At 60.9% G+C, this 21,182-nt stretch carries 21 protein-coding genes and 1 tRNA gene; 18 read left to right on the top strand and 4 right to left on the bottom strand.

Annotated features, from left to right (window positions below; all coding sequences use genetic code 11):
* The first annotated feature begins 15 nt into the window (after positions 1-15).
* The 12 genes from ASG47_RS01305 to ASG47_RS01250 all read left to right on the top strand — a co-directional run bounded on the left by ASG47_RS01305 (position 16) and on the right by ASG47_RS01250 (position 12,319).
* A complete protein-coding gene (locus ASG47_RS01305) occupies positions 16-924 on the top strand; it encodes a polysaccharide deacetylase family protein (RefSeq protein WP_061906927.1) in 909 nt (302 codons plus the stop codon).
* Positions 921-1,406: an ureidoglycolate lyase gene (locus ASG47_RS01300; RefSeq protein WP_061906926.1), complete on the top strand. Its 486-nt coding sequence runs from the start codon at positions 921-923 to the stop codon at positions 1,404-1,406. Before ASG47_RS01305 ends, ASG47_RS01300 begins: the two co-directional genes overlap by 4 nt.
* Positions 1,403-2,302, top strand: a complete 900-nt coding sequence (locus ASG47_RS01295) for a dihydrodipicolinate synthase family protein (protein ID WP_061906925.1) — start codon at positions 1,403-1,405, stop codon at positions 2,300-2,302. The genes ASG47_RS01300 and ASG47_RS01295 overlap by 4 nt, the downstream gene beginning before the upstream one ends.
* Positions 2,299-2,976: a GntR family transcriptional regulator gene (locus tag ASG47_RS01290; protein ID WP_061906924.1), complete on the top strand. Its 678-nt coding sequence runs from the start codon at positions 2,299-2,301 to the stop codon at positions 2,974-2,976. Before ASG47_RS01295 ends, ASG47_RS01290 begins: the two co-directional genes overlap by 4 nt.
* Complete coding sequence (locus ASG47_RS01285) at positions 2,973-3,878, top strand: NAD-dependent epimerase/dehydratase family protein (RefSeq protein WP_061906923.1); 906 nt, start codon at positions 2,973-2,975, stop codon at positions 3,876-3,878. The genes ASG47_RS01290 and ASG47_RS01285 overlap by 4 nt, the downstream gene beginning before the upstream one ends.
* Positions 3,875-4,951, top strand: a complete 1,077-nt coding sequence (locus ASG47_RS01280; protein WP_061906922.1) for a Gfo/Idh/MocA family protein — start codon at positions 3,875-3,877, stop codon at positions 4,949-4,951. The genes ASG47_RS01285 and ASG47_RS01280 overlap by 4 nt, the downstream gene beginning before the upstream one ends.
* A complete protein-coding gene (locus tag ASG47_RS01275; protein ID WP_061906921.1) occupies positions 4,948-6,510 on the top strand; it encodes an ABC transporter substrate-binding protein in 1,563 nt (520 codons plus the stop codon). The genes ASG47_RS01280 and ASG47_RS01275 overlap by 4 nt, the downstream gene beginning before the upstream one ends.
* 102 nt (positions 6,511-6,612) lie before the next feature.
* Positions 6,613-8,169 carry an ABC transporter substrate-binding protein gene (locus ASG47_RS01270; protein ID WP_061906920.1) on the top strand — a complete coding sequence of 519 codons (1,557 nt, stop codon included), beginning with the start codon at positions 6,613-6,615 and terminating at the stop codon, positions 8,167-8,169.
* A gap of 67 nt (positions 8,170-8,236) precedes the next feature.
* Positions 8,237-9,211, top strand: a complete 975-nt coding sequence (locus ASG47_RS01265) for an ABC transporter permease (protein ID WP_061906919.1) — start codon at positions 8,237-8,239, stop codon at positions 9,209-9,211.
* Positions 9,212-9,220: 9 nt separating this feature from the next.
* A complete protein-coding gene (locus ASG47_RS01260) occupies positions 9,221-10,144 on the top strand; it encodes an ABC transporter permease (RefSeq protein WP_082511502.1) in 924 nt (307 codons plus the stop codon).
* A gap of 22 nt (positions 10,145-10,166) precedes the next feature.
* Positions 10,167-11,228, top strand: a complete 1,062-nt coding sequence (locus ASG47_RS01255; RefSeq protein WP_061906918.1) for a Gfo/Idh/MocA family protein — start codon at positions 10,167-10,169, stop codon at positions 11,226-11,228.
* 113 nt (positions 11,229-11,341) lie between these two features.
* Positions 11,342-12,319 (top strand): aldo/keto reductase, encoded by a 978-nt coding sequence (locus ASG47_RS01250; protein WP_061906917.1) that lies wholly within the window; start codon positions 11,342-11,344, stop codon positions 12,317-12,319.
* Between the two features lie 44 nt (positions 12,320-12,363).
* On the opposite strand, the gene ASG47_RS01245 is transcribed toward ASG47_RS01250, so the two are convergent.
* Positions 12,364-13,260 (bottom strand): SDR family oxidoreductase, encoded by an 897-nt coding sequence (locus ASG47_RS01245; protein WP_061906916.1) that lies wholly within the window; start codon positions 13,258-13,260, stop codon positions 12,364-12,366.
* A gap of 93 nt (positions 13,261-13,353) precedes the next feature.
* On the opposite strand from ASG47_RS01245, the gene ASG47_RS01240 reads away from it, so the two are divergent.
* The gene (locus tag ASG47_RS01240) at positions 13,354-14,217 is read left to right on the top strand and encodes a helix-turn-helix transcriptional regulator (protein WP_061906915.1); all 864 of its coding nucleotides are present in this window, start codon (positions 13,354-13,356) and stop codon (positions 14,215-14,217) included.
* On the opposite strand, the gene ASG47_RS01235 is transcribed toward ASG47_RS01240, so the two are convergent.
* From ASG47_RS01235 to ASG47_RS01225, 3 genes are all read right to left on the bottom strand, one after another.
* Positions 14,192-14,491: a hypothetical protein gene (locus ASG47_RS01235; RefSeq protein ID WP_061906914.1), complete on the bottom strand. Its 300-nt coding sequence runs from the start codon at positions 14,489-14,491 to the stop codon at positions 14,192-14,194. The two genes, ASG47_RS01240 and ASG47_RS01235, sit on opposite strands and share 26 nt — an antisense overlap.
* A gap of 60 nt (positions 14,492-14,551) precedes the next feature.
* Positions 14,552-14,628, bottom strand: a tRNA-Arg gene (locus ASG47_RS01230).
* Between the two features lie 49 nt (positions 14,629-14,677).
* Positions 14,678-15,748, bottom strand: coding sequence for a LacI family DNA-binding transcriptional regulator (locus ASG47_RS01225; RefSeq protein WP_082511501.1), 1,071 nt, complete (start codon positions 15,746-15,748; stop codon positions 14,678-14,680).
* Positions 15,749-15,976: 228 nt separating this feature from the next.
* On the opposite strand from ASG47_RS01225, the gene ASG47_RS01220 reads away from it, so the two are divergent.
* The 5 genes from ASG47_RS01220 to ASG47_RS01200 all read left to right on the top strand — a co-directional run bounded on the left by ASG47_RS01220 (position 15,977) and on the right by ASG47_RS01200 (position 21,182).
* Positions 15,977-17,218, top strand: coding sequence for an ABC transporter substrate-binding protein (locus ASG47_RS01220; RefSeq protein ID WP_061906912.1), 1,242 nt, complete (start codon positions 15,977-15,979; stop codon positions 17,216-17,218).
* 97 nt (positions 17,219-17,315) lie between these two features.
* Complete coding sequence (locus tag ASG47_RS01215; protein ID WP_082511500.1) at positions 17,316-18,254, top strand: carbohydrate ABC transporter permease; 939 nt, start codon at positions 17,316-17,318, stop codon at positions 18,252-18,254.
* 14 nt (positions 18,255-18,268) lie between these two features.
* A complete protein-coding gene (locus ASG47_RS01210; RefSeq protein ID WP_244484122.1) occupies positions 18,269-19,186 on the top strand; it encodes a carbohydrate ABC transporter permease in 918 nt (305 codons plus the stop codon).
* 5 nt (positions 19,187-19,191) lie between these two features.
* The gene (locus ASG47_RS01205; protein WP_061906910.1) at positions 19,192-20,274 is read left to right on the top strand and encodes an ABC transporter ATP-binding protein; all 1,083 of its coding nucleotides are present in this window, start codon (positions 19,192-19,194) and stop codon (positions 20,272-20,274) included.
* Between the two features lie 158 nt (positions 20,275-20,432).
* Complete coding sequence (locus tag ASG47_RS01200; protein WP_061906909.1) at positions 20,433-21,182, top strand: sugar phosphate isomerase/epimerase family protein; 750 nt, start codon at positions 20,433-20,435, stop codon at positions 21,180-21,182.

Raw genomic sequence — 21,182 nt, 5'->3', positions numbered from 1 at the left:
CACGGGGGCATCAACATGCGCGATTTCGTCGGCTACGCCAATCGACCACCGACCGTCAGATGGCCCGGAAATGCGGGTGTCGCAGTCAACTTCGTCCTCAATTACGAGGAGGGGTCGGAATATTCCATTGGTGAAGGCGATGGGCGGTCCGAAGGGGCGCTCATCGAGGTCAATGCCGTTCGGGTCAAGACCGGCGACCGCGATTTCGCTTCCGAAAGCATGTATGAATATGGTTCTCGCGTCGGCTTCTGGCGCGTTTACCGCCTGTTCCGCGAACGCAATCTGCCCCTGACCATCTTCGCCGCGGCCCTTGCGCTCGAGCGCAATAGCCTTGTCGCCAAGGCCATTGCCGATACCGATTGGGACATCGTCGCCCACGGCTACCGCTGGATCGAGCACTACAATCTCGATGAAGCGACCGAGCGCGAGCACATCGCCAAGGCCCATGCCAGCATCCTCGACACGGTCGGCCGCGCGCCGGATGGTTGGTATTGCCGCTATAGCCCCAGCGCCCATACCCGGCGCCTCGTCGTCGAACACGGCGGATATAGCTACGATAGCGACGCCTATAATGACGAAGTGCCCTATTGGCTCTCGGTCGAAGGCAAGCAGCATTTGGTCGTGCCGTATTCGCTCGTCACCAATGATGCCAAACTTCTCGCGGGCGGCGGCATCGAGACGGCGGGCGATTACGCCCAGTTCCTGATCGATACGTTCGACGTGCTGCGCGCGGAAGGGCAGGCAACGCCCCGTATGATGTCCATTGGCCTTCATCCCCGCGTGATCGGCCATCCCGGTCGCTTTGCGGGTCTCATCAAATTCCTCGACCACGTGATTGCGAGCCCTGACGCCTGGATCGCTCGCCGTTCCGACATCGCGGCCCATTGGCGTGCTGTCATGCCACCCAAGGAATTGGTCGCATGATGCAGTCGGTTGCCATTCAGTCCGGTATCTCCAGCGATCGCTTCGCCCCCTATGGCGCGATTATCGATCGCCCGGCCCAAGCCGGCGACCGCGCCTTCTATTCCCGCTGGCTTGGCGGCGAGGGTCTCGAACCCGTCTTCCACGTCAACAATGTGCCGATGACGACGATGCCGGCGCTGGTGAACCGCCTTGAACGTCATCCCCACGCGGCCCAGTGTTTCGTGCCGCTCGATGTCAGCCGGTACCTCGTCACCGTGGCGCAATCGCGTCCTGACGGATCTCCCGACCTCGAACAGGTCGAAACATTTCTCGTCCCCGGCACTCTGGGCGTCGTTTATGCGCCCGGTGTCTGGCATGCCGGTATCAGCGTCATCGATCGGGCAGGGGCCTTTGCCGTGCTGATGTGGCGCGGCGCTCATGACGATGATGTCTTCACTGACATTTCTCCGCTTCAACTTATGACCGAGGAGGGTCAGGTATGACCCGGACCCCAAAACTCTACGTCCCAGCCATCACACCCTTCGCCGCCGATCTCAGCGTCGATGTCACGCGCTTCGTTGCCAATTCGAAGGCCCTGTTGAACGACGGCGCTGATGGTCTCGCGCCGTTCGGTACGACCAGCGAAGCCAATTCCATGAGTGTCTCCGAGCGTATCGACGCGCTCGATGCCCTGATCGACGGCGGCATCGACCCCAAGCGCCTGATCCCCGGCACCGGCTGCGCCGCTCTGACAGATACGATCGCGCTAACGCGCCACGCCACCGATCGCGGCTGCCTTGGCACGCTCATGCTGCCGCCGTTCTATTATAAGGGCGTCACGGACCAGGGGCTCGTTGACAGCTATTCCGCCATAATCGACGGCGTGGCGAATAGCGCGCTCCGCATCTACCTCTACCACATCCCCCAGATGACCGGCGTGCCGATCACGCTCAACCTGATCGAGCTGCTGCTCAAGAAGCATCCCGGCATTTTTGTCGGCTTGAAGGACTCCTCGGGCAATTGGGAGAACACCCAGTCGGTAATCGAGGCTTTCCCAGAGCTTGAAAGTTATTCCGCTTCCGAAGCGCTGATCCCGCAAAACGTCGCGGCCGGTGGCGCCGGCTGCATCAGCGCCTCCGCCAACGTAAATGCCCGCAACATCGTCGCGCTGATGCATGCCCTCGGAACGCCCGATGAGGCCGAGATCGCCACTGGTGTAACTGCGGTCCGCAAGATTTTTGAAAGCCTGCCGCTCATTCCGGCCATCAAGGCGGCGACGGCGCTTCGTCATGGCGACGAGGCTTATGCGATTGTACGGCCGCCCTTCGTGCGTCTTGGCACGGAACACAATGACGCTTTGGCGCGGGCCGTGGCGATCGCGCAAGGCAAGGCGGCATGACCATGGCAGAGACGCATGCCGACATCAGCCGTATCGAAAACGTGCCGCTCCGCGTGTCGGTCGCCGATATCATCCGCCAAGCCATCCTCAATGGCACGATGAAGCCCGGCACGCCCGTCGTCGAAATGGCACTGGCCGAGCAATTGCAGGTGTCTCGTGCGCCGGTGCGTGAGGCGATCCAGATCCTTGAAGCCGATGGGCTCATCGAAAGCGAGCCCTACAAAGGCAAGCGGGTGAAGCCGCTGACGCTCAAGGAAGTCGAGGAGCTCTATAGCCTGCGCGAACAGTTCGAAGCCTTTGCCATTCGCCGCGTCGTCGAGCGGCAGGTCGATGTCTCCGAGCTGCGCCGTCATTCAGATGCCATGTTCGAAGCTGCCGAGCGCGGCGATCTCGCAGCGCTCAATACCGCGGACGAAGCCTTCCACCGCACCCTGATCCGCCTTGCCGATCATCAGCTCATGCTCAGCTTCTGGGATAATCTTTACATGCGCATCCGCCAGATCATGGCCCTGCGCAATAGCGCCAATCGCGATCTCCGCGCCGTCGCCCGCAATCACCCGCCTATTATCGAAGCGATCGAAAATCGCGACATGATCCGCGCGATTTCGCTTATTTCCGACCACACCCGCTCGGCTTCTCAGATCACGCCAGAAGAATTGGGGATCGCGCGATGACGCGGCGTGTCCTCATCACTGGCGGCGGCGGCTTTGTCGGCTCGCACCTTGCCCAAGGCTTCAAGGCGCTGGGCGACGCGGTATTTGCCGCTGATCGCCTGTTCGACACCGCCACGCGCCAGCGCCTCGCCGGTGTCGACCTGATCGAGGGCGATCTTCTTTCGGGCGAAATGGCTCTGCCACGCGCAGACCTTGTCATCCACGGCGCGGCAATCACTACGCCTGCAAATGGGGACACCGCATCCGAGGACGCGCTCCTTTCAGCCAATATCGAGTTGACGAACCAGGTCCTACGCCACGCCATCGATAGCGGTGCCAAAGACTTCGTCTTCATCTCCTCCTCAGGTGTTTTCAGCGCGACGGATGGGGATGGCGTTCACCTCGAGAGCACAGCCGCGACCGCCGACTTGCCCTATGCACAAGCCAAGCGCGCCGGGGAAGATGCCGCCGCAGCCGCAACTGAACTGCGCGCGATTTCCATTCGCCTTGGCCCGATCTACGGACCTGACGAACGCCCCCGCGACACCCGCACCATCGTTTCGCCGATAAGGCGTTGGCTCAACATGGCGCTCTCCGGCGAACCGATCATCGTCGATATGCCCGCCGAACGCCGCGATTGGACCTTTGCCCCCGATCTGGCTTTGGCGCTCGACACGCTGCTGCACAAGCAACCGTCCCTTCGCGGCGTCTTTCATCTGACCTCCGGCCAGTCGATCGCCAATATCGACCTCGCCCGGATGATTGCCGACCTTATTCCCGAGGCGCAGGTCGTCATCGGCGACACCACGCGCATCGAACGTCTCCCCATGGCCAGCGATCGGCTCGACCTGTCGGCGCTCTATGAGTGGACCACTTTGCCCACCGGACTTGCCCGCATCCTCTCGGCGGAGGCCCGCGCATGAATCCCCTTCGCATCATCCTCGTCGGTCTTGGTGCCCGTGCCCAATTCTGGATGCGCGTCATCCGCGAAAATCCGGATTGCACCATTGTTGGCCTGATCGATCCTTCGGAGGATGCGCGCAGCCGCGCCTTGGCACAGTGGCCTGAGGCCATTGCCAGCGCCGATCTTGATCTCATCACGACGCTCGATGCCGATTTTGTCCTCCTCGCCACCCCGCCTGGCGGGCGCGAAAGGCAGATGGAGCTGGCATGCAAGGCCGGCATTGCCATTCTCGCGGAAAAGCCATTGGCCGACAGCGTCGACCTCGCGGCGCGTTATGTCGAGATGGCTGAAGATGCCGGCGTCCCGCTCACAGTCGGCCTCAATTTCCGCTTCCTGCCCGTCACCCAGCAAACCCTGCGCCTTTTCGACGAGACGGTGGGTGCGCCGGAATTCGGCCGCTTCACCTATGAGCGCTGGCGCGATGGCTGGAAGCCCAACTTCAATAAGTATCCCCTGACCATGGATCAGCCCATGCTGTGGGAACAGTCGATCCACCATTTCGACCTGATGCGCTTCGTCTATCGCTCCGAACCCGTCTCGGTCTTCGGGTCAACGTTCAACCCGAGCTGGTCGATGTATCGCGACGACGCCAATGTCAGCGCGCTGATCCGTTTCGCCAATGGCGTCGAGGTCAACTATCAGGGTCTCTGGCAGTCCAACTGGCAAAAGCCAGGGTTTCAGTGGCGCAGCGAGTGCAAGAACGGGGTCGTCGTCCAGAACGATCAGTTCGGCGAGCTCAACTACGCACTCCACGCCGATACCGAACTGACTGCGGTTCAGCTCCCGCCATACGAGCAGTGGATCAACGACGCCAAATCCCTCCTCGCCGCTTTTGTCGCCGCCATGCGCGGCACGGCCGATCTGCCGTGCACCGGGCGCGACCACCTCAATTCGCTTCGCATGGTTCAAGCCTGCATCCTCTCCTCTCAACAGGGCCAAGCGATCAATCCCGCCGATCTCGACACAACTGCGAAGCGAGAGACCGGCAAACCATTCCACCACTCTGCACTCCAGCAAAGGACGTCCCAATGAACACCGTGAGATATCTTCTCATGGCAGGCACGGCGGCGCTTATTCTGCCGCTTGCTTCCGCCCAAGCCGCCCCGCCTGCAGATACCCTGGTCGTCGGCATCTCCGCAGATGCTTCGACCTTTGATCCGGCCAATATTTCGAGCCGCGACAATTCCAACATCGCCAAGCACATCTTTGGGACGCTGTATGAGGTCGATCCCGAAGGCAATATCGTGCCGCAGATGGCGGAGTCCTATGTCGAGGCGGAAGACGGCAAGAGCTATACCTATACGCTCAAGCCTGACCTCACCTGCGAAGACGGCGAAGCGCTGACCGCGGAAGACGTCGCCTATTCGTTCAACCGCGCCGCCGATCCCGCCAATGCCTTCACCGGCAACACGCCGGGCTTTGTTTATTCGTCGATCGGCTTTGCCGGCGCCGAGGCGCTCAGCGAAACCGAGGTCAAGATCAACCTCGACAAGAAGAATCCGGTGTCCTTCGGCCTCATCGCCGAAGTGTTCATTCACTGCAAGGACAGCTACGAAAAGATGAGCCTGGAAGACGCGGCCGCCAAGCCGATCGCTTCGGGGTCCTATCGTCTGGCCTCATGGGACCGCGGCTCGCAGGTCGTCCTTGAAAAGATCAAGGATCCGGGCAGCTTCAAGAATATCGTCTGGCGCATCATCCCCGAAGCCTCGACCCGTTCAGCCGAACTGATCGCTGGCAATGTCGACATCATCACCAATGTCGCCCCCGACCAGGTCGAAGCCGTCAACAATTCCGGCACAGCCGAGGTCAAGTCGGTTCAGGGTACCCGCCGCATCTATGTCGGCTTCAATATGAAGGACTCTTTCGCCACGGGTACGCCGGGCGGCGAGGCCATCCAGAAGACCGACGTTCGTGTCGCGCTGCAGTATGCCGTCGATGTCGAAGCCATCTGCAAGCAGCTGCTCAATTTCGAGTGCACGCGTGCGACTGGTCTCGTCAATCCACCCAACGACAACAAAAGCTTGAAGCCCTATCCTTATGATCCGGATAAGGCCGAAGAGCTGCTCGACGCTGCCGGTTACCCGCGTGGCGCAGACGGCACCCGCTTCGAAATCAATTTCCAGGCGCCCCGTGGCCGTTACCTCAACGATGCCAACGTTGCTCTCGCCATCGGCCAGTACCTCAACGACATCGGCGTCAAGACAAATGTCGAGCTGATGGAATGGGCCTCGGTCTATGTGCCGCTGATCCAGAAGCATGACGTCGGGCCGATGTTCCTCCTCGGTTCGGGTGGTGGCACCTGGAGTGCCCTCTATGACATGGCCGACCTCTCGGCTGTCGATGCAGGCACCAACTATACCGAATGGAAGAACCCTGCCTGGTTCGATGGCTGGGCGGAAATCGCCGCTGCCAAGACCCCCGAGGAGCAGCGCGTCGTCATCGATCGCATGCTCGATGTCTTCTACAACGATCCGCCTTGGCTGATGCTCTACTTCCAGCCCGATTTCTACGGCGTGTCCAAGCGGGTCACCTTCGAACCGCGCCGCGACGAAAAGGTCTACCTGTTCGACACCGCACTCGCCGCACAGTGACGCACTTCGGCACGCAGGGTCAGGAGAAGCCCTGCGTGCCGGCACAAGCTGGCAGCATAGCCGGCGAGAATGCGTATCCGGGAGGTCAATGAGGGAATGACAATGAGAACACTGTTTCGCTTTGGTGCCGTCGCCGCCTTATTGGGCGCTGCGCTCTCGACCACAGCCTTGGCGGCTCCCCCCGACAATACGATCGTCGTGGGCTTGAGCGCCGACGCATCCACATTTGATCCGGCCCAGATTTCGAGCCGCGACAATTCCAATATCGCCAAGCATATTTTCGCGACGCTATTCCGCGTGACGTTCGAGGGTGAAGTCGAGCCCTATCTCGTCGAAGACACCAAGGTCAGCGACGACGGGCTTGCCTATACGTTCAAGATCAAGGATGGCCTCACCTGCGACGATGGCGAACCGCTGACCGCGGAAGACGTCGCCTATTCGTTCAATCGCGCAGCTGATCCGGCCAATGCCTTTACCGGCAATACGCCGGGCTTTGTCTATACGACGCTCGGCTTCAAATCCGCCGAGGTCGTCGACGATCTCGACGTCAAGATCAACCTCAGCGCCAAGACCACGCTCGCTCTGGGGATGATGGCGCAGGTCTATATTCACTGCAAAGACAGCTACGAAAAGATGACGCTCGAGGGAGCGGCGGCAAATCCAATCGGATCGGGGTCCTATCGCCTCGCCTCCTGGGATCGCGGCTCGCAGATCGTCCTCGAAAAGGTCAAAGATCCCGGCACTTTCGATACCATCATCTGGCGCATCATTCCCGAAGCCTCGACCCGGACGGCCGAACTGATCGCTGGCAATGTCGATATCATCACCAATGTCGCGCCGGACCAGGTCCCCGCCGTTGACGCATCCGGTACGGCCACCGTTGCCAAGGTCAGCGGTACCCGCCGCATGCAGGTCGGGTTCAATCTGGGCGAAGGCGTTGCCGGCATGCCGGGCGCCAAGGAAATCCAGGACCCAAAGGTGCGCTGGGCGCTGCAATATGCCGTCGATGTCCCAAGCATCTGCGTCCAGCTTCTCGGTACCGAATGCGAGCGCATGACGAGCCTCGTTAATCCGCCCAACGGCAACCCGGACTTGAAGCCGGTGCCCTATGATCCGGACATGGCCGAAAAGCTGCTCGATGAGGCTGGCTATCCCCGCGGCGAAAACGGCGTTCGCTTCAACATTCGCCTGCAGGGGCCGCGCGGTCGCTATCTCAACGACGCCAATGTCGTCCAGGCCATCGGCCAATATCTGAGCGATATCGGCGTTCAAACCGACGTCGAACTGCTCGAATGGGCCTCGGTCTATTCTCCGCTCCTTCGCACCAAGGAGATGGGCCCGCTCTTCTTCCTGGGGCAGGGTGGTGTCACCTGGAGCCCGCTCTACGACATGAGCCTCTTTTCGACGCCCGACGCGGCGACGAATTACCAGAGCTGGAAGGACCCACGCTGGTTCGATGACTGGAAACTGGCTCTTGCCGCCGACACGGTGGAAGAGGCGCGCCCGATCATCAATCGCATGCTCAAACTCTTCTACGACGAAGGCCCATGGCTGCAGCTCTACTTCCAGCCCGACTTCTACGGCGTCTCCAATCGCATCGATTGGACGCCACGGCGCGATGAAGAAATCGAGCTTTTTGCCGCGGCACTCAAGCAGTAGCCTCAGACTAACCGGGTGCGCCGTCCTGCGGCGCATCCCCTGCCTCTCCAAGATCGGTTGACCGCGTATGTGGACATTCATCGTCAGGCGGCTTTTGCAAAGCGCCATCGTCATCATCGGGGTAACGCTGATTACCTTCACCGCCCTGCAGATGAGCGGCGATCCCACTTATCTCTATGTCAGCGAACGCGCGACCGAAGCTGAAATACAGCGCACCCGCGAGGCGCTGGGCTTCGACAAGTCCTTGCCCGAGCAATATATCAATTTCCTCGGCAATCTCGCCCGCGGCGATTTCGGTAATTCCCTCTCCTACAAACGCCCCGCCATCGAAGCAGTGATGGAGGCGCTTCCGGCAACGCTGGAACTGACGCTCTTTGCCATGTTCCTGGCCATTGTCGTCGCCATTCCACTCGGCGTCGTCGCCTCGCTCAATCGCGGCAGCGCGGTGGATGGCTCGATCATGACCATGGGCATGCTGGGTCAGTCGATCCCGAGTTTCTGGCTCGGCATTATGATGATCATGTTCTTTGGCCTGCAATTGCGCATCCTGCCGATCTCGGGCCACGTGCCCTTCATCATGCCGCTCATTCAGGGCGACTTCGTCCGCGCCTTCACCAATCTGCCGCAGACGCTCTACTACCTCATCATGCCCGGCTTCGCGGTGGCGTTTTATTCGATCTCGCGCAATGCCCGCCTCGTGCGCTCGTCCATGCTCGAAGTGCTTGGGCAGGATTTCGTCCGCACCGCCCGCTCCAAAGGCATCAGCGAGCGCGCCGTGGTCATCCGCCATGCCCTGCGCAATGCTTGGCTTCCCGTCGTCACCATGATCGGCCTCGAATTCGGCTTCCTGATCGGCGGCGTGGTCGTCGTCGAAATGGTGTTTTCCTGGCCCGGCATCGGCCGGCTCGTCTTCAACGCCATCAATCAGCGCGACATTCCCGTGGTTCAGGCCGCCGTCGTGACGCTAGCGCTTGTGTTCATCGCCCTCAATCTCATCGTCGACCTGGTCTATGCCCGGATCGATCCTCGCGTGAAACTTTAGGAGGCTCCAATGTCGGTCGAAACTGTAGGACGCCCCGTCATCGTCACGCGCCCCATGTCCCATCGCCGGCGCGAATTCCGCCGCGCCATCCGCTCCATGGTCCAGGCCAAATGGCCGGTCGTCGCGGCGCTCATCCTCTTCTGCGTCGCCATCGCCGCTCTCTTTGGCCCGTGGATTTCGCCACTCGATCCCAATCGGCAAGACATCATGATGCGCCTTGCCGATCCGCTGACCGAGGGCCGCCGCAACGCCTTCTTCCTCCTCGGCACGGACGGGCTCGGCCGCGACGTGTTCTCGCGCCTCCTCTACGGCGCGCGCGTTTCGCTCCTCGTCGGCATTTGCGCCATTCTCGTCGGCGGCACGATCGGGGTTATTGCCGGTCTGCTCGCCGGCTATTTCGGCGGCTGGATCGACGACGTCATCATGCGTCTCGGCGACATCCAGCTCGCCTTCCCGTTCATTCTCCTCGCCATCATGTTCCTCGTCATCCTCGGGCCAGGCGTCGTGAACATCATCATCGTGCTCGGCGTTGGCCAATGGGTCACCTATGCCCGCATCGTCCGGGCCCAGACCCTGTCCATCCGCGAGAAGGAATATGTGGAAGCCGCCCGTGCCCTTGGGGATTCCACCTTCCTCATCATCTTCCGCACTATCCTGCCCAATATCATCGCCCCGCTCACCGTCATCGCCTCGTTCAACGTCGCCTCGGTGATCCTCTCGGAAGCCTCGCTTTCCTTCCTCGGCCTCGGCGTACCGCCGGATGTGCCGACCTGGGGCGCTATGCTCGCCGACAGCCGCGATCAGCTGATGGCCAATAAGTGGTGGCTGGCGTTCTTCCCTGGCATGGCAATCGTCCTGACCGTGCTGTCCTTCAATATCCTCGGCGATTGGCTGCGCGATTTCCTCGATCCGCGCCTCAAGACCATGGCCTGACCCCGAAACCGGAAAGACAAAAATGAAAATCGGAATCGTCGGGGCAAGCTTTGCCCGCGCTGCCTACTTGCCCGCCCTTCGCCATGTCGAAGGCACCGAAGTCGTCGCCATTGCCTCTAGCCGCCTCGAAAGCGCACAATCCGCCGCCTCCGAGTTCGGTGTCGGCGCAGCTTATGACGATTGGCTGGCGATGCTCGACAACCACCAGCTCGACCTCGTGCTGATCGCGACGCCTACCGATCTCCATGCGCCCATCACGCTCGCTGCGCTCGACAGCGGCGCCCATGTGCTCTGCGAAAAGCCGACAGCGATGGACGCAACCGAAGCCAAGGCCATGCTCGATAAGGCCGAGGCACTCGGCCGCGTCCACATGATCGATCACGAGCTGCGCTTCAACCCCAATCGCGCACGCGTCGCCGAGCTCATTGCTTCGGGCGAGCTGGGCGACATTCGCCACGTCAACATCGCCAATATCGGCGCCTCCTGGGCCAATCCCGCCAGCCGCCCGAAAGGCGATTGGTGGAGCCTTGCCGAACAGGGCGGCGGCCGCCTCGGCGCCAATGGCAGCCATCAGGTCGACATGCTGCGCTGGTGGCTCGGTCCCGTGCGCTCTGTCGTCGGCCAGGCGCTGACCGTCATTCCGAACCGGATCGACAAGAAAACGGGCGAGGCCTGGACGGCGACTGCCGACGACCTCTCTTATTTCACCCTGGAAATGACCAGCGGTGCTTTGGCACAGGTCTTCATGTCTGGCGTTGCCGCCAACAATATCGGCAACCTGACCCAGGTCTTCGGCTCCAAGGGTAGCATCCTGCTCGACAACGACACCGAACGCCTGATGTTCGCCAAGGCAGGCGAGAGCTTTACCGATATCACCGTCGATGACCCCAATGCCCAGCTCCCGCGCCTAAACAAGGGCGTCTGGAACGTCTCCGTCGTTGCCGCGCTCCAGGAGCTCACCTCCGCCATCCGTGAGGGCAGGGCTCTGAAACGTGGGGCCACCTTTGAAGACGGATTGAAAAACCAGCAAGTCCTCGACGCGGTGAAAACGTCGACGCGCACCCGGGCCTGGGTGGATCTGTAAGGCGCCAAGTAGCGTGGGTGTGAGCAAGATCGGCTAACCTCGCCGATTAGTCCTATACACCCACCGCCGCCACGGCTTACCTTCGGGCCAACAATCGGATCGGGAGAACGAGAATGGACCATAAACGACTTGGCAATAGCGGCCTGAAAGTCTCCCGGCTCTGCCTTGGCTGCATGACCTATGGTGCTGCCGATCAGGGCAACCATTCCTGGACCCTGTCGGAAGAAGAAAGCCGGCCATTCATCCGTCAGGCGCTCGACCTTGGCATCACGTTCTTCGATACGGCCAATGTTTATTCCGATGGCAGTTCCGAGGAGATTGTCGGCCGCGCCTTCAAGGATTTCGTGCGCCGCGAAGACATCGTTCTCGCCACCAAGGTCAATGGCGCCACCCGCCGCACCGACGCCAACGCCACCGGCCTCTCGCGCCGCGCCATCATGCGCGAGATCGATGCGTCGCTCTCGCGTCTCCAGACCGACTATGTTGACCTCTACCAGATCCATCGCTGGGACGATGACACCCCCATCGAAGAGACGATGGAGGCGCTGCACGACGTCGTGCGATCGGGTAAGGCCACCTATATCGGCGCCTCGTCCATGTCGGCCTGGCAGTTTTCGAAGGCTCAATATGTAGCCAAGATGAATGGCTGGACGCCGTTTATCTCCATGCAAAACCAGCTCAGCCTGCTCTATCGCGAGGAAGAGCGTGAAATGCTGCCGCTCTGCGCCGATCAGGGTGTTGGCTTGATTCCATGGAGTCCGCAGGGCAGGGGCTTGCTCACTCGCCCCTGGGGGCAGGCTACCGGCCGATCCGCCTCCGATAATGTCATCCCGAAACTCTACGGCGACACTGCCGAGATGGACTGCGGTATCGTCGATAAGGTCGAAGTGGTCGCTAAGCGCCTCGGCGTGCCCATGTCCCAGGTTGCCCTCGCCTGGGTCCTGCACAATCCGCTCGTTACGGCACCGATCATCGGCGCATCCAAGCCTCATCACCTGACCGATGCGGTCGCCGCTCTCGATCTGAAACTGAGCGCCGAAGATATCGCCGATCTCGAAAGCGCCTACCGCCCAAGACCCGCGGTAATCTAACTCAAGCGTGCCGGCAGACGAGCCTGCCGGCACCTCAGCCCAGGCTATCGAGCGTTGCCGAAGTCCATGTTCTGCAGGTCTTCGATCAAGCCCGGACCAGTCGGCGCCCAACCGAGCGTCTGGCGCGTCCAATCGCTTGTGGCCGGCAGGTGCATGGTCGCAAAATGCGCGAAGTGGCCATAGTAGCCCTCGATCTCATCTAGCGCGAGCGACCGCACGGGAATGCCGAGTCCCTTTCCGATCGCCTCGGCGATGAGACGAGCCGGTAGACCGCTCTCCGCGACAGCGTGATAGCGCGCGCCGTTTTCGTGTTGCTCGAGCGCCAGGCGATAGAGCCGCGCCGCGTCCCTGACATGGACCGCCGACCAGCGCCCCGCGCCTTCTCCGACATAGGCTGCAAAGCCGCGCTGCCGGGCAATTTCGATCATCGGCGAAATCAGCCCCTGCTTCTGCGTATCGTGCACCTGCGGCAGTCGTACAAAGGAAACGCTGACGCCCTTGGCGCCGATAGCCTCGCCCGCCAATTCCGACATTCGCCTTGGGTTGGGGTTCTGACGGTCGAAGACCTGTTCCGTCGCCGCCTCGCCATTGGGTCCATTGCCCATGCCCACGCCGGACGTGATCAGAAACGGCCTGTTCGATCCGGCGAGCACGCCACCGATAGCTTCGATGACCCGCGTGTCCTTTTCGCAGTTGGCGACGAATTTGGTGAAGTCGTGGTCGAACGCCGTATGCACCACGGCATCTGCCTGTGTCGCCCCCTCTGCCAAAGCCTCCGGCGCTTCCAGCGTGCCTTGATATGGCTCGCCGCCAGCGGCCCGCACAGCATCAGCGCCAGTCTCGGACCGCACGACCCCGATAACCTGATGTCCGGCGGCAATCAGTTCAGCCAAGACCTTCGACCCGATAAACCCTGTCGCCCCCGTGAGAAAAACGCGCATGGAAGACACCTTTCATATTGTTCGGCACCCAGGGTGGCGGTAGATCTGGTCCTGTTAAAGTAGTGATCTTATCATGGTATAGGATGTACCCGGATGTCGGTCTCCTCAAGCTCCAGCAATGCTCTCGGCGATTATCTGCGCGATCGTCGTACCCGTCTCGACCCGGCAACCTTCGGCTACACCAGCACCCGGCGGCGGACGGCCGGTTTGCGGCGCGAAGAGGTCGCACAGCGATCCAATATCAGCCCCACCTGGTATACATGGCTCGAGCAAGGTCGCGGTGGCGCTCCGTCTGCCGATGTGCTCGATCGACTCTCCAAAGGCCTCATGCTGACGGAGATGGAGCGCGAGCACATCTACATCCTCGCGCTCGGGCGGCCTCCCGAGGTCCAGTACAAACCCATCGATGGCGTAACGCCGAGGCTACAAAAAGTTCTCGACGCCATGGCCCATAGCCCGGCCTTCATCAAGTCCGCCACTTGGGATGTGCTGGCCTGGAACCGTGCCGCTGCGGCAGTGCTCACCGATTACGGCAAGCTGCCCGTCGAAAAGCGCAACATTCTGCGACTGATGTTCGGGCAATCCAGTCTTCGCGCCATTCAGGAAGATTGGGAAAGCGTCGCGCGCTACGTCGTCGGCTCATTCCGCGCCGATGTCGCCCGCGCCGGCGCAACCGAGGCGATCAAGCAGCTAGTCGATGAGCTCTCGGCCTCCAGTCCCGATTTCAAGCGTCTCTGGATCGCGAACGACATCGCGGCCCACCACGAAGGCGTCAAGCGTCTGCACCACCCGGATATGGGCCTGTTGCAGCTCGAATTCTCCGCCTTCGCCGTTGATGGTCGACCCGAATTGGGGATGGTCGTCTACAATCCCGTGTCGAGTGAAGACACAGAAAAGGTGCAAGCCCTGATGGAGCGAAGCCGCGTAGCCGCTAGCGCTGATCGATCAGCTTCTTGAACAAGGTCTTCTTGGATAGGCCGTGTGTCGAGTGACCTTTGGTCTTGCTCAGGTTGATAACGAGCAGCACGTCACCATCCTGCAAGCCGACGGACGCCATGATTTCGTCTTTGAGATTGGCCGAATTCTTCGTCGACGTGACGAGAAAAAACGAGGCTGTTTCCGACCAGACGTCGCCATCGGCCGCTTCCTCGATCGCCTTCACCAGGGTCGCGAGGCGATCATTGTAGTCGCTACCGTCTTCGAGCATGAAGCTTATGGCAAAGAGAGCCAAGCAGGCCTCCTCCGATAGTGTTGAACGTCTGAGGCGGCCCATAAGCCAGCGCGGATGGACTGGCGATCCCGACAGGACTCGAACCTGTGACCTTCAGCTTAGAAGGCTGCTGCTCTATCCAGCTGAGCTACGGGACCGCACGAGTCTCCCTTTAGCGGATTTGGCGAAAAATGAAATGCCCCACGATCAGGAAGCGACGATCTCGGCGGCTTTCGCGGTCACTTGGATTTGGGCACGGCTTGTACTCTCGCGAACCACCAATTCCGAGCGCAGCACGATCCGGAGCGGCGCCGCGATCACGCCGGGATTTTCGACGAGATCGATCAGCGCTTCCGCGGCCATCCTGCCAAGCGTTTCGCGCGGTTGGCGCATTGTGGTCAGAGGCGGCGCATAATGCGCGGCAACGCCGAGATCGTCGAACCCAACCACCGAAACGTCCCGCGGACAGATCAGGCCGTGATTCCGTAGTCCCGACAGAAAACCGATGGCGGCCTCGTCGTTTGCGGCAAAGACCGCGCTCGGCCGGTCGGCGACGCCTAGGAACCGGGCCGACGCTGCAAAGCCGCTTTCCATGTCGAAATTGCCGCGCAGCTGCCATTCGGGCAGGGCAGGGAGGCCGGCGCGATTGAGCGCCTTGAGATAGCCCACCAGCCGCTCGCGCGCGACGACGTTATGATCCGGCCCCACCAGATGCGCGATCTTGCGATGTCCAAGGTCGATCAGGTGCTGCGTTGCCCGCTCCGCCGCCTCGACATTATCCGTCAAGACCGTGTGAAATCCCGAATTGGGAATCTCTTCACACGCCACCACTAGCGGGATCTCGGCCGCCTGTTCGGCAAGCTCGCGCAGCATGTGCATGTCGACCGACCCATCGAGCAGCAGCAGCCCGTCGGCACGGTTCGAAAGAAGAAAATCTTGCAGCCGGCGAACGGTTTCGTGGCCGAAATAAAGGTTCAAAACAAGGACGCCGAACCCGCGACTAGCCGCCTCCCGCTCTATGGCGTCGAGGATCAGCGAAAAAAACGGATTTCTGATATCGGGGATGGCGACAAGAATAGTTTTCGCCGACCTTTGGCGTAAAGACCGGCCTGCCTGATTGAGCGTGTAACCGGTTGCACGGATCGCTTCCGAGACGCGCGCACGCGTTCCCTCGCTCACCTTGTCAGGGGCGGAAAGAGCTCTGCTCACAGTTGCTGTGGAGACATTGGCTATACGCGCAACGTCTTGAATCGTCGTCGTTTTTCGATCTGTTGTCACGGCTGGCAGCGCCCCCTCTCGCTGTCAGTGTCGCAATCTGTCTAATTCGATCTTGACAGGTCTGCAAGACGTGTATGAAACTAATGAAATCGATTGCACAACCTATTTCACTTGGTTTATGCAATCGATTACATGCGGCCGAACGGGTGTCTGGAGGAACGGGGATCCGCCGGCCGGTGGCATGAATGGGGGCACACAGCTCCTCGTGTTCGTTGGGAGGACATTCCTATGAAGAAATTTGCAGTGGTTGCCATGATGGCGACCGCGCTGCTCGGCTCTACGTCTTCGTACGCAGCCGATCTCGAAGTGACCCACTGGTGGACGTCCGCTGGTGAAGCGGCCGCCGTGGCCGAATTTGCCCGCGTCTTCGAAGAAGAAACCGGCAACAAGTGGATCGACTCGGCCCTCGCTGGCTCGGGTACCGGTGCCAACCCCGTCATCATCAGCCGTATCATCGGCGGCGACCCGATGGGCGCCACCCAGATGAACACCGGCCGCGATGCCGAAGAACTCATCCAGGCTGGCCTGATCCGCGACCTGACCGATGTCGTTGCCGACATGAACATCGACTCGTTCTACGTCGACCAGTCGCTTCTTGAGCCGTGCAAGATCGACGGCGGCCTCTACTGCCTGCCCGTCAATATCCACTCGTGGGATTGGCTGTGGCTCTCGACCAAGGCCTATGAAAAGATCGGTCAGCCGGTCCCCAAGGATTGGAACGAATACGTCGCCTCCTGGCCTGCTCTGCAGGAAGCCGGCATCCTGCCATTCGGTCTTGCCACTGGCTGGCCGTTCTCGGGTATCCCGGGCGTTCTGATGTCGGGCATTGGTGGTTCCGATCTCGTTCTCAAGATCAACCGCGACAAGGATGCCGAAGCTGTTCGCAGCCCGGAATTCCGCAAGGTTGCCGAAGCTCTCGACGCTCTGCGCAAGGTCGTTTCGCCTGAAACCATGGTTCCGTCCTTCGGCGACGTCGGCACGCAGCTCATCGAAGGCACCGCGGCTGGCAACATCCACGGCGACTGGCTCCAGGGCGACCTTCAGGTTGCTGGCGCCGTTCCCGGCAAGGACTATGAATGTCTCCCGGCTCTCGGCCTCGGCACTCAGCTGACCGGCGGCGGCGACTCGTTCTACTTCCCGGTTCTTCCAGAAGGCACCGATCCGGCTGTCATCGAAGCTCAGGCCCAGCTTGCGCGCACGATCATCTCGCCAGAAGCTCAGCTCGCCTTCAACCTGAAGAAGGGCTCCATGCCGATCCGTACGGATATCGACCTGTCGCAGGCCAATCCGTGCATGCAGAAGGCTCTCGGCCTTCTCAAGAACGGTCTGCTGCCGTCGGGTGACTTTGCTCTCTCCGCAGACACCCAGCAGCAGATGACGGACCTCAACACCGAGTTCCTCGATGACGACAGCATCACTGTCGACGACTACATCGAACGCTATGCTTCGATCATCGAGTCCGCTGACTAAGCGTCGGTCGTTTCGGTGAGAATAACTTCTCATCACTGAAAAGCGGTGGTCGGCCTTGAATCGACAAGGTCGACCACTGTCGTATGGAGAGACACTGATGGCGGACACTGCCGTACAATCCGCGCCGGCGGCTGGATCTTCCAGTCGGCCTAGCGCCTTAAAAAAATTCTTCCTTCACAACCTGTCCGCCAAGGTCGCGGCAATCCCGATGGTCGCGACGGTGCTCGTCGTCTTCATCGGCTGCACCATCTGGACGATCTATTACTCGTTCACGAACTCCAAACTCCTGCCGACGGGCAAGTTTGTCGGCTTCGATCAGTACGAGCGCCTGTTCGCCACCTCGCGCTGGAATGTCTCGGTCATCAATCTCTTGATGTACGGCGCCATGTCGCTGGTGCTGACCCTCGGGCTCGGCTTTCTGCTCGCCGTTTTGATGGACCAGAAGATCCGCTTCGAAAGCGCCTTCCGCACCATCATGCTCTATCCCTTCGCGCTTTCGTTCATCGTCACCGGCCTTGTCTGGCAGTGGATCATGAACCCGACTCTGGGCCTTCAGGGCACGATGCGGAACCTGGGCTGGACCAATTTCACCTTCGACTGGATCGCCAATCCGCGCATGGTGCTCTTCGCGCTGCTCATTGCCGGTCTATGGCAGGGCGTCGGCTTCTGTATGGTGCTCATGCTCGCCGGTCTCCGCGGCGTCGATGAAGAGATCTGGAAAGCCGCGCGCGTCGACGGCATCCCGACCTGGCGCACCTATATCTCGGTGGTTCTGCCCATGATGCGCGGCGTGCTCGTCACCGCCGTGGTGCTCATCGGCTCGGGCATCGTCCGTCTTTATGACCTTGTGGTCGCGCTCACCAATGGCGGCCCGGGCATCTCGTCCGAAGTGCCCGCCAAATACGTCTACAATTACATGTTCTCGGGCGGCAATATCGGCCAGGGCCTCGCTGCCGCGACCATGATGCTCCTCACGGTCATGATCATCATGGTTCCGTGGGCCTATCTCGAATTTGGCGGAAAGGGGCGCAAATGAGCCAGACCGCGACTATGACCGGCTCCGCGCCGGCAACTAGCGGCAACGCGGCCACGGACCCACGCGGTCCGCGCCCCAAGCCGTTCTTCACGCCCAAGAAGATCATGATCTACACGACCCTGATCTTCTTCGCGCTCTACTTCCTCTTTCCGCTCTATGTCATGGTCGTGACCTCGCTCAAGACCATGCCCGAAATCCGCTTCGGCAATATCTTCGCGCTGCCGTCTGCGCCGAGCTTCGATGCCTGGGTCAAGGCCTGGACCAGTGCCTGCACGGGTCTCACCTGTAATGGTCTCTCCCCCGGCTTCTGGAACTCGGTCAAGATCACCATCCCCTCGACCATCGTCTCGATCTTCATCGCCGCGGTAAACGGTTATGCCCTGGTCAATTGGCGCTTCAAGGGTTCGGAAATCTTCTTTGCCGTCCTGATCTTCGGCTCGTTCATCCCCTATCAGGTGATGCTCTATCCGCTGGTGATGCTGACGCGCGGCATGGGGATTTTCGGCTCGCTCCAGGCCGTTATCGTCATCCACACCATCTTCGGCATGCCGATCCTGACGCTCCTGTTCCGCAACTACTTCGCCTCGCTGCCGCAGGAACTGTTCAAGGCAGCGCGTGTCGATGGGGCAGGGTTCTGGCGCATTTTCTTCGAGATCATGCTCCCCATGTCGCTGCCGATTTTCGTCGTCGCGCTCATCCTGCAGATCACCGGTATCTGGAACGACTTCCTCTTCGGCGTCGTCTTTGCCGGTCCGCAAAATTACCCAATGACAGTTCAGCTCAACAACATCGTCAACTCGGCCCAGGGCACGCCCGAATATAACGTCAACATGGCTGCCACCGTGCTGACCGGTCTCGTGCCACTGATCATCTACTTTGTGTCCGGCAAGCTGTTCGTACGCGGCGTCGCCGCCGGCGCCGTGAAGGGATAAAAGAAATGCAGCCAAGCGTTTCCATCAAAGACCTCTCGCTGAATTTCGGCAATGTGAAGGTTCTCGAACGCCTCAATCTCGATATTGCCCAGGGCGAGTTCATCGTCCTCTTGGGCCCCTCGGGTTGCGGCAAGTCCACCCTGCTCAACTGCATCGCGGGTCTCCTCGATGTGTCCGATGGGCAGATCTTCATCAATGGCAAGAACGTCACCTGGGAAGAGCCCAAGGACCGCGGCATCGGCATGGTGTTCCAGTCCTACGCGCTCTATCCGCAGATGACCGTCGAGCGGAACCTCTCCTTCGGCCTCCGCGTCTCCGGCATGGCCAAGGACGAGATTGCCCGCCGCGTCGCGCGCGCTGCAGAAATCCTGCAGATCCAGCCGCTTCTCGGCCGCAAGCCCGCAAACCTGTCGGGCGGCCAGCGCCAGCGCGTCGCCATCGGCCGCGCCCTCGTGCGTGACGTGGACGTGTTCCTCTTCGACGAACCGCTGTCCAACCTCGACGCCAAGCTCCGCAGCGATCTGCGCGTCGAAATCAAGCGCCTCCATGCGCGCTTGAAGAACACCATGATCTACGTGACCCACGACCAGATCGAGGCTCTGACGCTCGCCGATCGCATCGCCATCATGAAAAATGGCGTCATCCAGCAGTTGGCCGATCCGCACACCATCTACAACAAGCCGGTCAATCTCTACGTCGCCGGCTTCATCGGCTCGCCCTCGATGAATTTCATCAACGGCTCGCTCGATGGTGCGACCTTCACCGCTGACGATGGCACCAAGATCCCGGTCGGCGCCTATGATTTCGCTGCCCAGCGTGGCGCTGCCACCAAGGCCGTTCTCGGCGTGCGTCCCGAACACATTCTTCTGGGCGATGCCGCCCAAGGCATGCCGTTCCAGACCCAGGCCGAAATCGAAATCGTCGAGCCCATGGGTTCGGAAACCCTTGCCTGGACGAAGGTCGCCGGCATCCCGGTCACCTTCCGCTGCTCGAGCGATATTCCGCTCCATGCCGGCGATAAGGTCACTGTCGGTTTCGACATCGCCCGCGGTTCGCTCTTCGACGCGCAGTCGGAAAGCCGGCTCTAAGCTTTCGTGGCGCCCTTCGGGGCGCCACTTCGGGTCTGCCCGATCCTCACCTTACTTTTGCGGCACTGCATCTGACGAAGCGGTGCGACAGGCACCCGCTTCGGGGAGTACCCCATCGACATGCGGAGCCGCATCCAACCGAAAAGACGAGGCCGATAATGGACTTCTCCTACCAGCTCTATAGCGCACGCAACGAAGCGTCGCTGGACGAAACCCTCAAGACCCTCGCCGGCCTTGGCTATACCCAGGTCGAAGGTTGGGGCGGCCAGTTTGCCGATCCTGCCGCTCTCGCGCAGAGCCTCAAAAACGCCGGCCTCACCATGCCGACGGCACACATGGGCTATGGCCAGCTCGAAGACACCGATGCTGCGCTTAAGATTGTCGATCAGGTCGGCATCCAGACCGTTTACTGCCCCGCGCCCCCGTCCGAAGCCTATCGTGACGGCACTGGGAATTGGGCGGATTTCGCCGAAGGGCTCGCCAAGATCGCTGCCGCCTTCAAGGCTGCCGGCAAGGGCTTTGGCTACCATAACCACCATTGGGAATTCGCCAAGGACGCCAATGGCAAGACCCCGATGGAACTGATCCTCGATGCCTCCCCGGACACCCAGTGGGAAATGGATCTCGCCTGGGTCATCCGCGCCAATGAAGATCCACTGTTCTGGATCGACAAGCTTGGTAGCCGCATCACTGCGGTCCACGTCAAGGACATCGCGCCAGCCGGCGAAAAGACCGACGAAGATGGCTGGGCCGACGTCGGCACCGGCACGCTTGATTGGCCGAACTACATCAACCAGATCAAGGCCAAGACCAAGGCGCGCTACTTCGTTGCCGAGCATGACAAGCCAAGCGATGCCATCCGCTTCGCCCGCAATGCTGCTGCCGCCCTGAAGAGCTACGGAGTCTAA

This window comes from Devosia sp. Leaf420 (assembly GCF_001425445.1).
Lineage (GTDB): Bacteria > Pseudomonadota > Alphaproteobacteria > Rhizobiales > Devosiaceae > Devosia.
Note: the sequence above shows the minus strand (reverse complement) of the source record. Positions and strands in the feature narration are given on the sequence as shown.

Bases quoted from the DNA above. Each gene is read 5' to 3' on its own strand.
- ASG47_RS01305 (WP_061906927.1), top strand. From the start codon at position 16: ATGCGCGATTTCGTCGGCTACGCCAATCGACCACCGACCGTCAGATGG.
- ASG47_RS01300 (WP_061906926.1), top strand. From the start codon at position 921: ATGATGCAGTCGGTTGCCATTCAGTCCGGTATCTCCAGCGATCGCTTC.
- ASG47_RS01295 (WP_061906925.1), top strand. From the start codon at position 1,403: ATGACCCGGACCCCAAAACTCTACGTCCCAGCCATCACACCCTTCGCC.
- ASG47_RS01290 (WP_061906924.1), top strand. From the start codon at position 2,299: ATGACCATGGCAGAGACGCATGCCGACATCAGCCGTATCGAAAACGTG.
- ASG47_RS01285 (WP_061906923.1), top strand. From the start codon at position 2,973: ATGACGCGGCGTGTCCTCATCACTGGCGGCGGCGGCTTTGTCGGCTCG.
- ASG47_RS01280 (WP_061906922.1), top strand. From the start codon at position 3,875: ATGAATCCCCTTCGCATCATCCTCGTCGGTCTTGGTGCCCGTGCCCAA.
- ASG47_RS01275 (WP_061906921.1), top strand. From the start codon at position 4,948: ATGAACACCGTGAGATATCTTCTCATGGCAGGCACGGCGGCGCTTATT.
- ASG47_RS01270 (WP_061906920.1), top strand. From the start codon at position 6,613: ATGAGAACACTGTTTCGCTTTGGTGCCGTCGCCGCCTTATTGGGCGCT.
- ASG47_RS01265 (WP_061906919.1), top strand. From the start codon at position 8,237: ATGTGGACATTCATCGTCAGGCGGCTTTTGCAAAGCGCCATCGTCATC.
- ASG47_RS01260 (WP_082511502.1), top strand. From the start codon at position 9,221: ATGTCGGTCGAAACTGTAGGACGCCCCGTCATCGTCACGCGCCCCATG.
- ASG47_RS01255 (WP_061906918.1), top strand. From the start codon at position 10,167: ATGAAAATCGGAATCGTCGGGGCAAGCTTTGCCCGCGCTGCCTACTTG.
- ASG47_RS01250 (WP_061906917.1), top strand. From the start codon at position 11,342: ATGGACCATAAACGACTTGGCAATAGCGGCCTGAAAGTCTCCCGGCTC.
- ASG47_RS01245 (WP_061906916.1), bottom strand. From the start codon at position 13,260: ATGCGCGTTTTTCTCACGGGGGCGACAGGGTTTATCGGGTCGAAGGTC.
- ASG47_RS01240 (WP_061906915.1), top strand. From the start codon at position 13,354: ATGTCGGTCTCCTCAAGCTCCAGCAATGCTCTCGGCGATTATCTGCGC.
- ASG47_RS01220 (WP_061906912.1), top strand. From the start codon at position 15,977: ATGAAGAAATTTGCAGTGGTTGCCATGATGGCGACCGCGCTGCTCGGC.
- ASG47_RS01215 (WP_082511500.1), top strand. From the start codon at position 17,316: ATGGCGGACACTGCCGTACAATCCGCGCCGGCGGCTGGATCTTCCAGT.
- ASG47_RS01210 (WP_244484122.1), top strand. From the start codon at position 18,269: ATGACCGGCTCCGCGCCGGCAACTAGCGGCAACGCGGCCACGGACCCA.
- ASG47_RS01205 (WP_061906910.1), top strand. From the start codon at position 19,192: ATGCAGCCAAGCGTTTCCATCAAAGACCTCTCGCTGAATTTCGGCAAT.
- ASG47_RS01200 (WP_061906909.1), top strand. From the start codon at position 20,433: ATGGACTTCTCCTACCAGCTCTATAGCGCACGCAACGAAGCGTCGCTG.